11 protein-coding genes and 1 pseudogene are annotated in these 11,258 nt (G+C 65.5%); 1 reads left to right on the plus strand and 11 read right to left on the minus strand.

The window, feature by feature from the left end:
- From JO059_RS00040 to JO059_RS00060, 5 genes and pseudogenes are all read right to left on the minus strand, one after another.
- Positions 1-1,476, minus strand: a 1,476-nt coding sequence (locus JO059_RS00040; RefSeq protein ID WP_293313529.1) for a fatty acyl-AMP ligase, incomplete at its 3' end; no start/stop codon positions are given.
- Between the two features lie 9 nt (positions 1,477-1,485).
- Positions 1,486-2,079 (minus strand): TIGR03086 family metal-binding protein, encoded by a 594-nt coding sequence (locus JO059_RS00045; protein ID WP_293313531.1) that lies wholly within the window; start codon positions 2,077-2,079, stop codon positions 1,486-1,488.
- A gap of 8 nt (positions 2,080-2,087) precedes the next feature.
- Positions 2,088-2,363, minus strand: a complete 276-nt coding sequence (locus tag JO059_RS00050) for a hypothetical protein (protein ID WP_293313549.1) — start codon at positions 2,361-2,363, stop codon at positions 2,088-2,090.
- A 128-nt stretch (positions 2,364-2,491) separates the two neighbouring features.
- Positions 2,492-2,716, minus strand: a pseudogene (locus JO059_RS00055) (sigma factor-like helix-turn-helix DNA-binding protein); the annotation flags it as partial.
- 163 nt (positions 2,717-2,879) lie between these two features.
- A complete protein-coding gene (locus tag JO059_RS00060) occupies positions 2,880-3,995 on the minus strand; it encodes a serine hydrolase domain-containing protein (protein WP_293313533.1) in 1,116 nt (371 codons plus the stop codon).
- A 169-nt stretch (positions 3,996-4,164) separates the two neighbouring features.
- On the opposite strand from JO059_RS00060, the gene JO059_RS00065 reads away from it, so the two are divergent.
- A complete protein-coding gene (locus JO059_RS00065; protein WP_293313535.1) occupies positions 4,165-4,626 on the plus strand; it encodes an SRPBCC family protein in 462 nt (153 codons plus the stop codon).
- A gap of 90 nt (positions 4,627-4,716) precedes the next feature.
- On the opposite strand, the gene JO059_RS00070 is transcribed toward JO059_RS00065, so the two are convergent.
- The 6 genes from JO059_RS00070 to JO059_RS00095 all read right to left on the minus strand — a co-directional run bounded on the left by JO059_RS00070 (position 4,717) and on the right by JO059_RS00095 (position 11,172).
- Entirely contained in the window at positions 4,717-4,986 is a 270-nt protein-coding gene (locus JO059_RS00070) for a hypothetical protein (protein WP_293313537.1), read from the minus strand.
- Positions 4,987-5,202: 216 nt separating this feature from the next.
- Positions 5,203-5,619: a nuclear transport factor 2 family protein gene (locus JO059_RS00075; RefSeq protein ID WP_293313539.1), complete on the minus strand. Its 417-nt coding sequence runs from the start codon at positions 5,617-5,619 to the stop codon at positions 5,203-5,205.
- 38 nt (positions 5,620-5,657) lie between these two features.
- The gene (locus JO059_RS00080) at positions 5,658-6,818 is read right to left on the minus strand and encodes an LLM class flavin-dependent oxidoreductase (RefSeq protein WP_293313540.1); all 1,161 of its coding nucleotides are present in this window, start codon (positions 6,816-6,818) and stop codon (positions 5,658-5,660) included.
- 149 nt (positions 6,819-6,967) lie between these two features.
- Positions 6,968-7,369 carry a hypothetical protein gene (locus JO059_RS00085; protein ID WP_293313542.1) on the minus strand — a complete coding sequence of 134 codons (402 nt, stop codon included), beginning with the start codon at positions 7,367-7,369 and terminating at the stop codon, positions 6,968-6,970.
- Between the two features lie 332 nt (positions 7,370-7,701).
- Positions 7,702-9,990 carry an isocitrate lyase ICL2 gene (gene aceA, locus JO059_RS00090; protein WP_293313543.1) on the minus strand — a complete coding sequence of 763 codons (2,289 nt, stop codon included), beginning with the start codon at positions 9,988-9,990 and terminating at the stop codon, positions 7,702-7,704.
- Positions 9,991-10,338: 348 nt separating this feature from the next.
- Complete coding sequence (locus tag JO059_RS00095) at positions 10,339-11,172, minus strand: alpha/beta hydrolase (RefSeq protein WP_293313546.1); 834 nt, start codon at positions 11,170-11,172, stop codon at positions 10,339-10,341.
- Positions 11,173-11,258 lie beyond the last annotated feature (86 nt).

An 11,258-nucleotide genomic window follows, 5' to 3' on the forward strand; every position in this document is an offset into this window, starting at 1 on the left:
ATAGAGCTCACCATCGAAATAGACCCCCAGGTCCCCGGTTCGCAGCCAGGTACCGCCGGCGGTGGAGCCCTCGGCATGGCTGCCTTCGCCGAGCCGCGACTGCAGCTTGGCGCCAAATGCCAGCCGCGTTTCGTTGGGGAGCCCCCAATAGCCCCGACCCACGTTGTCGCCCTGCAGCCATATTTCGCCGACCTCACCGTCGGGCAGTTCGGTCTCAGTTTCGGGGTCGACGATGACCGCCCACAGGCTGCGTGCGGTCCGGCCGCAGGACACCTGGGGCACCGCGCCGGGGGCGTCCGCCGCGACGCGGACGGCGTGACCGGCGCCCAGTTGGTTGCGGTCGAGATAGACGACCGACGCCTCCGCGGACGGCGCGATGGTCGCGACGAACAGCGTCGCCTCCGCGATGCCGTACGAGGGTTTGAACGCCGTACGCGGCAACCCGTAGGGCGCGAACGCCTTGTTGAAAGTCCGCACCGCCTCGATGCTTACCGGTTCGGAACCGATGATCATCACCACATTGCCGAGGTCAATGTCGTCGCCCGGCGCGGGCAACCCGCGCTGCGCGGTCCACTCGTAGGCGAAGTTCGGCGCGGCGGTGACGACGCGGCCGTGCCGGGACCCCTCGGACAGGGCCTGAATCCAACGCAGCGGCCTGCGGACGAATGCGGTCGGCGACATCAGCGTGGAGTGTCCGCCGTACACCGCCGGGAAGCCGATCATCGACAGGCCCATGTCGTGGTAGAGCGGTAGCCAGCTGACGCCGTGGGTGTTTCGGTCCAACAGGTCCATCGAGAGGATCATCTGCACGAGGTTGGTGCCGACCGCCCGGTGGGTGATCTCGACGCCCACGGGTGGTCGTGTCGCACCCGAGGTGTACTGCAGATGGGAGACGTCGTCCATGCCCAGTTCGGTGGCCACGAACTCGTCGCCCACGGAGTCGGGTATCTGATCGATGATGACGACTTGCGGCCTGTTCAGCCGCGGGACGTTGCCCAAAAACTTCTCCACCGCGTCCTTCGCCGCGGTTGTCGTCAGCACAACGGTCGGCTCCGAATCGCGAAGCGCCGTGTCGAGACGCTCGGCGTGGCCCGGCAATTCGGGCGCGAACAGCGGCACGGCAACGGCCCCGGCCTTGACCGCCCCGTAGAAACCCGCGACGTAGTCAATGCCCTGCGGTGCGAGGACCGCCACCCGCTCACCTCGCTCGGCCGCTTGTTGCACCCGCGCGCCGATCGCCTGCAGCCGGGCGCCGAATTGGGTCCACGTCACCTCGACTGCCTGCCCGTCGGCGGCGCGGCTGTAGTCCAGGTAGCGATACGCGACGGTGTCACCGACATTGGCGACATTGCGTTTGATGAGCGATATCAGCGTGACTCCTGGAGGCAACGCGACGCCGCCGCTGGCGTCCAGGCAGTCCTCGATCTGGAGCAATCCAGGCACAGCCGCGATGGTGTCCCGGCAACCGCGATCCATAAGCGCAGTCTAGGGGCCGCGCCAGCCCGGCCCGACCTGCTGACGGCCGAAGAGAGCGAGAAGTTGCTCACTTGGCGTGGCGGTTATCGGCGCCGGCTGCGGTTCTGCAAAGACGTGGGCGGCCGCACCGGCGTGCGCAAGCGGCGTCGCGACCCGTAACAGTGCCGATGCGAGGTCGGCGGGAATGGCGCTCTCGGTTCGGCACGCCTGGGCGATATCCCATGAGTGCAACACCATCTCGATGGCTCCAACGCGGACAACAACTTTGGCGGGGAGGCACCGATCCCGGACCGCACACCAACTGCCTGCGGGCGACGACATCGAGGCGAGCAGAAATTCGACGATGCCGTGCCGCAGCGCGGCCACCGGATCGGTGCCGGTAGTCGGGTCGATGTCGAGTCGGGACCTGCGCGGCAACGACGGTGGGGCCAGCACGTCGGCGACATCCGCTAGCGAGGTGCGGAGATGGTGCAACAGATGGCGCAAATCCCAATCTCGGCATGGTGTCGGTGCCGATAGGTCGGCCTCGCGAACCAGCAGGATGTTTGCGAAAAGATACCGACTCGCCTCGGCGAGCAGCGACTGGTCATCGACGCATGACAAGGCACGACTCACATCGTCGCGGCGCCGGGGTCGGCGGCCGATGGTGTAATCGTTTCGGGCAGGCCAAACTTGGCGACAATGCCTGGGTCGTTGAAGGCGACGATGCGTGCGATGCGACCGCCCACCAGTGACAGCACGTCCAGCCCGTGAGCTTGAAAGGAACCGGAAGAACCGTCGGCAGTGCGCCGGTACAGGGCGAACGCCGGAGCGCCGTTGGCCCGGGTGTAGGAAAGCCGCCATTGGCCCGGTGTTCGCAGCACCACCTCGGCCAAAAATTCGCACACCGCCGCACGGCCGGCGAACCACGCTCGGTGGGTTCGCCGAGCTCGTCCAGCGCGGGGCGGCTCTCGGCGAGTTGGGCGCGGGCTCGCTGCAGTGCGCTGTTGACGGCCGCCGCAGATGTTTCCAGCATCTCTGCGACTTCTGCGGCGTGCCAACCCAATACGTCGCGCAGCACCAGAACCGCGCGCTGCAGGGGCGACAAGTGTTGCAGCGCAGTGACAAATGCCAGCCGAACGCTGCTACGGTGCGACACTACCACCGGGGAAGCCTCCTCCACGAAGGCCCGGTCGATGCCACGGTGGGCACCCGTGACCAAAATCGATCTGCCGGCGACTACGCCCGCGGCCCCATCCATGACAAACCCCTCTCGACGGGAAAGGCCCCCGCACCAGGGGGCGGGGGCGAAGACGATGTGACGATCGGCCCGATCGAGTTGATCGGACTACAGATATAGACAGATCCGGCCGCCAAAACTCATCGCGAAGCGGCCTCGCGTCTGGAGCGCCGCGGTTGGCTGGTTACATCCAGAGTTTCCCCAACCGGTCGGCGAGCGCTTCCGGGTCTTGTTTGTCGGTGTTGCAACTGATCGCGACGGACGTCGCCCGGTCCTTGCTGACGTGAAACGCGGTGACGAAACCGCCCCAGGCACCATCGTGATCGAGCATGCCGTTAGCCAGCACGTAGATTCCGGCGGCGTAGCGGTCGGCGCCGCCCACTTCGGTGGAGACTGCGTCTGCAAGCTGCGCATTGAGCAAGCCGGCGCCGCCCACACGACCGGTCCGGTAATTGTCCGCCCAGCGGACCAGTTCGCTGGGTGTGGTCTGGATGCCACCGTCGCCGACCTGCTCCCAACCGGATGTGGTGGCGCGATACCCTTCGCTGCCCTTTTCGTATGGGATGGCTTTGCCGCGAATCTGGCGGGTGGGGTCCACCACCATCTTCAGCCCGAGCGGACGAAAGATCTGTTCGTTTACGAACTGCGGCAATGGTTCTCGCGATACCCGGCGGATGATCTCACCCAGCAACAGGTAGTTGGAGTTGGAGTACTCGAATTGGGAGCCGGGCGGAAACTCCAGCTTCGGCACAGCAACCAGGGCCTGCAGGGCTTGGTCCTCGGTGGTGCGGTCGCCGATCTGGAAGCCCTGCGCCTCGAGTAGGCCGACGTACTCGGGTATTCCGCTTGTCTGGTGCATGAGCTGGCCGGTGGTGACGGTGGCGGCCCACGCCGGCAATTCGGGCACGTACCTGGACAGCGGGTCATTGAGCGCCAGCTTGCCTCCGTCGACCAGCAGCAGCAGTGCCGTCGCGGTGAATTGCTTGGATACCGAAGCGATGTCGAAGATTGTGTCGGTAGTGATCGGATCACCGGTCGACATGTCCGCGATCCCGCGAACGCCTGTCCAGACGACTTGGCCCTTGATGCCCACCGCCGCCGAACATCCTGGAGCACCGGGTTCGACGGCGTCGTCGAGCACGCGCTGACTGTGAGCCTTGTCGTCGGCATGATCCGGAGTCGCGGGCCCGCCGGCGGGCGCGCCCTGATGCTGACCGCCGCAGGCACTCAACAGCAGCAGGATCCCGACCAGCAAGAGTCGTTGAGCGGCGTCGGCTCGTCCGCCGGTGACAGTTAACATGTCGCCTCACAGCATGTTTCACGATTCGTTCGCGGCGGGACCGGGACGGTGGTCTGCTCTCTCACCAGGCGAGTATGCGCTGGTGTCATGGCGACGGAGAAGCTTTGGTGGCTATTGACGTGGGCACCCAAAGGGCTCCGCGGACAAGCGGAGCGGTAGGGTACGCGGCATGTCGGGCCGTAAGTTCTCGTTCGAAATCAGTCGGACTGCCAGCGCGCCTGCGGCTACGTTGTTTCGGCTCGTGGCCGACGGTGCCAACTGGTCAAAATGGGCCAAGCCGATCGTCGTTCAATCGAGTTGGGCGCGTGAGGGTGATCCCGCGCCGGGCGGCATCGGCGCCATCCGCAAAGTGGGGATGTGGCCCGTGCTGGTGCTGGAGGAAACCGTAGCCTACGAGCCGGATCGCCGGCACGCCTACAAGCTGGTCGGACCTCCGAGCCCCGCCAAGGACTACTCCGGCGAGGTGGTGTTCACACCGAATCCGGCGGGTGGGACCGACATCCGTTGGACCGGATCGTTCGTCGAGAGAATTCGTGGGACGGGCCCGCTGATGCGCGCCGCGCTGGGCGGCGCGGTCCGGTTTTTCGCGGGTCGCCTGGTGCGCGCCGCGGAGCGCGAATCGACGGGGTGACTGAAGTCTGGCCGCTCGGCTGGGCGGGTGAAGGTGGCCCGGTAAGCAGCTGATCTCCCCCGAAGGCGAAACGGCGTGTTAATCCGGGGGTTAGGGGTCATTGGCCTGCTGTTCGGCCAGCTGAGCCTGTTGCATGCCTTGCTCGAATTGCTGCTCGGCTTCTCGGTTTTGTTCTTCGGCCAGCTGTTCGGACTGTTCCATCTGCTGCAAAGCCAGTTGCTCTTGCAGCTGCGCTTGCTGTTGAGCTTGGTCGTCGTCGGCATCGGCCGCGAACCCGCCGGAGCCGCCGAGAATCGGCGCGGCGATACGGGTCGGAGTTGTATCGGGTGGAGCGGCGTGGTTCGCGGCGAGCAACGTCATCGCCGCCACCGCCGCGGCCCAAGCGAAAAGGCGCTGAATGGTCGGCCAAAGCAACTGGTGCCCATGGCGCCGATGCCGGAGGTCAGTGGTCATAGTTCAGGTTGGCGCTTCTTCCTAGCTGACGGCTGAGAACCGCCTATCGCTCGAATGTGCGATCGGGCGTTGACGATTGGCGCGCGGCTCGCACGCTCAGCGAACGGTCTCTCCACGGGACACTCAGGACGCCGCCGCGCCCCTGGCCCTCCATCGAGCCAGGAGCGGATATGCCCGTAAAACAAGAGTCAGAAGGATGCTCGTGCCCGCGCGGCTGGGATTGATGTATTCGCGCATGGAATCAAAGCGCCCATCCCGGATGTGGAACACCCAGCAGTATCCGTCGATGGTGACGCGAACGCCGGCGACGAGTGCCCCGTGTTCGTATTCGACGACGAGATACTCGTTGTTCGTAAACCAGTTGGTGATATTGACCTTCGACTGGCCATCGTGCGTCCTGCGGGTGCCTGCGGCCATGACCGCGCTCATCACACGGTCACGGCCTGTCCACGTATGGCCGATAGGCACCAGTGTGAAACTGCAATCCTCGGTCAGTAGCTCGCCGAACCGCTCGTAGTCGTCGTCGGCGACGATGGCCAAGTATCGCTCGATGAGGTCGGCGACGGCGCCATCACTCATTAAGTCTGTTTCTCGCTTTCGTACTTCTTGGCCATGTATTCGACGGCTTGCAGCTGAGACTGCGCCAGGTCGTCCCGCACTTGTCCGGCGCGCGCGGCGGCGTCCCGCGTCGGCTGCGCCTGTCCCTGAAAATGCGGCATCACTTCGGCGGCGAAGAGTTCCGCGGACCGCTTGGTCGCGGCCGGATTGGCCCACTCGTGGCCCATCTGAAGGAAGCAGCCGAATCCGCCGGACTGATCCCACAGCCGCTGCACTTGAGCTCGCGCCCGATCCGGTGTGCCGATGACACCTGCACCGTTGTCGTTGATGGTGTCGATCATCTCGTCGAGATGCTCGCCCGGCATGGTCATCTGAGGGAAGGCCGCCACTTTCTGGAAGTAGTTGAACCAGGACTCGATGCCGAATTTGACGTCGGCACGGGCTTGGTCGTCGGTCTCCGCGAGATGCATCGGCCCCACCAGGCTCCAGTTCTTGCGGTCGACCCGGGTGCCGAAGGCCGCGGCGCGCTCCTCGACGATGCCCCAGTGGTAGGAAAGCGCGTCGAAGCCTTCGACGATCAGCGTCGCCCCGATGGACAACAGGCCGATGCCGTGCTTGCCGGCCAACCGCGCTCCGGTTGGCGAAGCGACCGCCGCAACTGCCAGCGGTATGCCGCCTTCGGAGTAAGGCGCCAGCTGCAGCCGGGCGTCGAACAACTGATGCGTGGCCGTCTTCGCGCTCACAGTTTCCCCCGCCAGCAACCGCACGAGGATGTCGAGGTTGGTTTCCAAAAGCTCGCGGGTGTCCGTCGGGGTAAGCCCGATCATCGCCGAATCGGTGGGAAGGGAGCCGGGGCCCACTCCCCCGATCACCCGACCGTGGGTCAGGTGGTCCAGCAGCATCAACCGGTCGGCAACCCAGAGGGGGTTGTGATAGGCGAGCGAAATGACGCCGGTACCAAAGCGAATCCGCTTCGCGCGTTCCGCGGCGGCGGCGATGAAGATCTCCGGCGAGCTGATGATCTCGCTGCCCGCGGAATGGTGCTCGCCCAACCACACCTCGTCGAAGCCGAGCCGGTCGAGGTGCTCGATGAATTCCAGGTCACGTTGCAGCGCAAGCGTCGGGTTGGTCCCAGCGCGGTGAAACGGGGCGATGAAATATCCAAACCTGAGCTTGGCCATTGAGGCTCCCCTTGAAGTCGCGTTGCGGAGAACCATAACTCAGCGTGCGCGCCGCGAGGCCGGAAGCAAGGCCTTGGAGGGAGCTCAGCCGGCGGGGCCAGGTCCATACGTCGGGCCCCGCCGGCTAGGGAAACAAGTCGACTGTTGTGTCAGCTGCCGCCGCAGATGTTGCCGATGCAGCCGCCGCCGCCGCCCGGTCCACCGCCGCCGCCGCCAATTCCGGGGATACTGCCGCTTCCGCCGCCTGGGCCACCGCCGCCGGTAGGACCACCGGGGATACTGCCCCCGCCGCCGCCCGGACCGCCGCCTCCGGTCGGGCCGCCCGGGACGCCGCCGCCTCCGCCGCCGGGGCCGCCGCCGCCGGGGCCACCGCCGCCGCCCGGTGCGGTGGACGGCGCCGGCGTGATGCTCGACGTCGGTGTGGTGGTCGTCGTCGTCGTCGACGTGGTGCTGCTGCTTGGTCCCTTGTTACCGCCGCCGCATCCGACCGCCAACACGAGCATTGCTGAGCCGCCGACAAGCGCGACCGCAGTCCTGGCCTCAGATCTCATCAGATTCCCCGCTCTCCACTCACACCACCTGATCGACGTATCCGTACCCCCGGATTCCGAGGCGCAAACGGGTCGAAAGGCCGCTCGAGCCAGAACCGGTAGAACGCGCGGAAGCGACCTGCGCCGGGCTCACGCTCAGCAATGGTCGACATCCTCGTCAGCGCACCGGTCACCACCCCCTGGGTGGATGCAGGGTTGACGCACAACGGCTTCGGATTGTCGCGCGGAGGCGGGCAAAACGGACGGTGGTCCTCCCCCCGGTGACCATGTGCACACGGGATTACGGCCCTCGGGTACGTCACCGCGCCGCCACAGCCGCCTGACGATTGGCCCTACGCTTCCTTGGTGATCAACTTCCGCAGCGCAACGCGGTCGGGTTTGAGCAGCTCCTCGATGCGAGGATGGTTGACCTCGGCGACGATGATCTCGCCGACCTCCTGATTGACCTCGCTGAAGATGCCGTGCGACTTCATCTTTGAGGTTTGGTACAGGTTGTCTTCGGTCGGCGTGACGTAGTACACCGCGTCGGCCTTGAACCGGTGGACGAGCCAGAGGTGGATCAAAGTCATCAGCCGCTTCTGGCGTAGCTTCTCCGCGAAGGTGTTCTGATCGCGCACCGTGAGGATGCTGCGGCCGTGGCGGTCCTTGATCGGATCGAAAACCACGTTGGCGAGTTGCTCGTCGTCGTTGCCGTAGATCCCGAGCACGAGCACGTCCGAGCCGGCGCGGCGGGGCCGCAACTGGACCCGAAGCTTCTCACCGAGCTGGTAGTGCTCGCTCCACAACGCCAGCCATTCCTCGAGCAACTTCTTCGGCACCTCGGTCTGCACCAGGTGCTGATGCTGAGTCGACCCTTTGCCCATGGCCTTGGTCGTCGCCGTGCGGCCCGAGGAGGCGGCCAACGCGGCGTCGCTGCGCGGTCCGCCGACCAGTGTCTGCGGCGTGCGATAGGGAGACTCGACGAGGCGCATCTTGCGCTGCAGCCGCGCCAGCGCCAACATGCCGTCCTGCCGGAGAGCGGTCGCGAACTCCTCGGCCGCGACACCGTCGATCTGGTGGCCGCCGTAGGTGATGAAGTTGAAGACGAAGCCCATCTTGCCGAGCTCCTCGGGGAAGCGCTTCATCTCCTCGTCGGTCATGCCGGTGGTGTCCCAGTTGAACGACGGCGAGAGATTGTAGGCCAGCATCTGGTCGGGGAACTTGGCGTGAATGGCCTCGGCGAACTGGCGGGCGTCGGCGAGGTCGGCCGTCTTTGTCTCCATCCACAGGATGTCGGCAAACGGCGCGGCCGCCAGCGACTTGGCGATCGCGTACGGGATGCCGCCGCGAATCTGGTAGTAGCCCTCCGGTGTCTTGGCCAGTTCGCAGTCCCACGGCGAATCGACGCCCAGCTCCCTCGCCTTCTGCCTCGCCTCGTACAGCGATGCGCGCTCGGCGAATCGGCGCCACTCGTCGGGGCTCATGCTCGTCGGCTCGTCCTCGCTTTCGCCGAACGCCAGGACCTCCGCCACCGCTTCGGCGTAGGTCATCAGTCCGGCGTCGTCCTCCCAGGCGGCGACGAACCGCGACTCGACCTGGTCGAAGAGATCGCCGATCGATTGCTGGCCGTTCTCGCGCCAGGCATTGATCGCGTCCGAGATCAAGCCCTGGATGCCCTGGCGCTCAAGCCAGGCGGTGGCGGCGGCGTATTCGGAGTCCGCCATCGCGTAGAGCAGATGGCCGTTCAGTTCCTTGACACCCAGCTCGTAGAAGCGCCGAACGAGCGCCAGGAAGCAGGCCTTGTAGGACGGGATGTTGACGTTGGTGGCGCCGAGGAGGAACGGCTGGTCGCGCTCGTCGGCGCGGCTGTCCAGGAGGTTGGCCGCCTCGGCATCCGTGCGCGCGACGATGATGCCCGGCACCCGCATGACATCGAGTTGGAACCGCGCGGCGTTGAGACGCTTGATCTGCTCGTCCGATGGCACCAGGACCTTGCCCCCCTGATGGCCGCACTTCTTGGTGCCCGGGCGCTGGTCCTCGATGTGGTATCCCGGCACACCCGCCTCGACGAAGCGGCGGATCAGGTTGCGCACGTGTGGATCACCGCCGTGGCCCGTGTCGGCGTCGGCGATGATGAACGGCCGGTAGTCATAGATCGGCGTCGTCGCGCGCTGCCGTTCGCTCAGGTGCAGCCGCTGGAACTCCTGGTTCCGGTCGGCCGTCAGCAGGGCGCGCACCAGCACAGCGGCATCGTCGGGCACCTGGCTCAGTGGGTAGCTGGCGAGGTCGGGACCCGGATCTTCGGTGGTCGAGCCCTTGGCCGACGTTGCCCAGCCCCCGAGGTAGATCGCCTCGATGCCCATCCGCTTCATGCTCACGGCCTGCCCCGGCGAATAGGGGCCGAAGGTGGTGATGCTCTTCTTCGCGGCGAACAGCTCGCGCAGGCGATCGTAGAAGGCCGCCGCCGCCTCTCGCGCCACGGTGTAGTCGACCGGGATGGTGCCGCGCTGCTCCGCGACCTGGCGCGCTGTGTAGAGGCGCGTGATCCCGGCGAAGCGCGGGCCGTCGAAATATCGCTGCGTCGCCTCGACATCCCGTTCGAAAGGCGTGCGGACCTCGGTGTCCTGGTCGATGATGGCCATGCGCTTACGCTCCTATTCGGCAGATCGCTGAGCATGAGTTTATCCCTGTACGTCGGCGCTCAATCAGGGCCAATCGTCCTACCTTCGAACCGTCGTCGCCCCAGCCGGCCGAATGCGGCGTCGTCTCGTCCGGGTCGACGGACTGAACGAATGGACGGGACGTCATTCAGCGCCGAGGTATTTCTCGCATAGCGGCGTGACGGCGAAGTCGTTTGCTGCGAGAGGTCGGTGTCGCGATCGGCTTCGGCACCGGCCGCTGGGCATCTCGAATTCAGAGATTCTTGTTTGACTGATCTGGCGATTGGGTCAACTCAAACCGGAGGTCGGCAGAGCGGGCGCGGTCGGTTGCTAGGTCGTGGTTATTTGAGTTTCTGAATCCAGCCCAAGCACATCGCGTACGGTCTCGATGACCACGTCGGGCCGGTCGATCGGAAAGAAGTAATCGGCCTGATCAACGGTTATGAGTTCTCCTTGTGGAAACCGTTGAGCCAATTCGCGATGAGCAACATCAAGACGCTCAACCAAGGCGCGCGGTCTGCCGCGGCGATTCTGCGGCACCAGCACCCGCACCGGAACATTCGGCAATGACGCTGCCGCACGCACCGCTGCGGCCGTCTCACGTGCATAGCCGCCGAAAAGCTGCGGCAGCACCGGCACATACGACCACCGCGCACGCGGGGGATGCAACAAGAAGTGCTCGACGTAGTTAAGAGCATCGGTGCTGGTACCCGTCGACGCGGCCCTGCGCCGAAGAAATTTCCGGCCGGTGCGAGTTCGAAACACTCCGAGCTTTATAACGACGTTCGACACTAGAACATGAACCAGCCCATGGGCCAGCAAGCGATACCGGCTAAGCCGCGACTCGGTGGGTATTTCCGTGGGGTTGAGCAACACCAAACCTGCAACCTTGTCAGGGTGTCGCACGGCGAACATCTCTGCGACCAAGCCCCCAAGCGTCCAACCGACGACGACCACCGGTGCGGCACAGCCCGTGGTTTGGATCACCGCAGCGAGATCATCCGCCATCGCCGCAACATCACGGTGCGCTGGGCCATCAGAGCAGCCACTGCCGGCGCGGTCATATGTCAGCACGGTCGCAAACGAAGCGAGCCGTTCTTCTAAGTCGCCGTAGGCGCCCGTGGTGCCTTCACCCGCGCCACCCGCACCTCCGGCCTCAAGCACGACCGTCGGGCCACTGCCCCGCACGCGGACACATACGGCCCGGTCACCGATATCAATCAACTGCCGATACGGCCTAGCCATGCCCG

This window comes from Mycobacterium sp., assembly GCF_019247615.1.
Lineage (GTDB): Bacteria > Actinomycetota > Actinomycetes > Mycobacteriales > Mycobacteriaceae > Mycobacterium.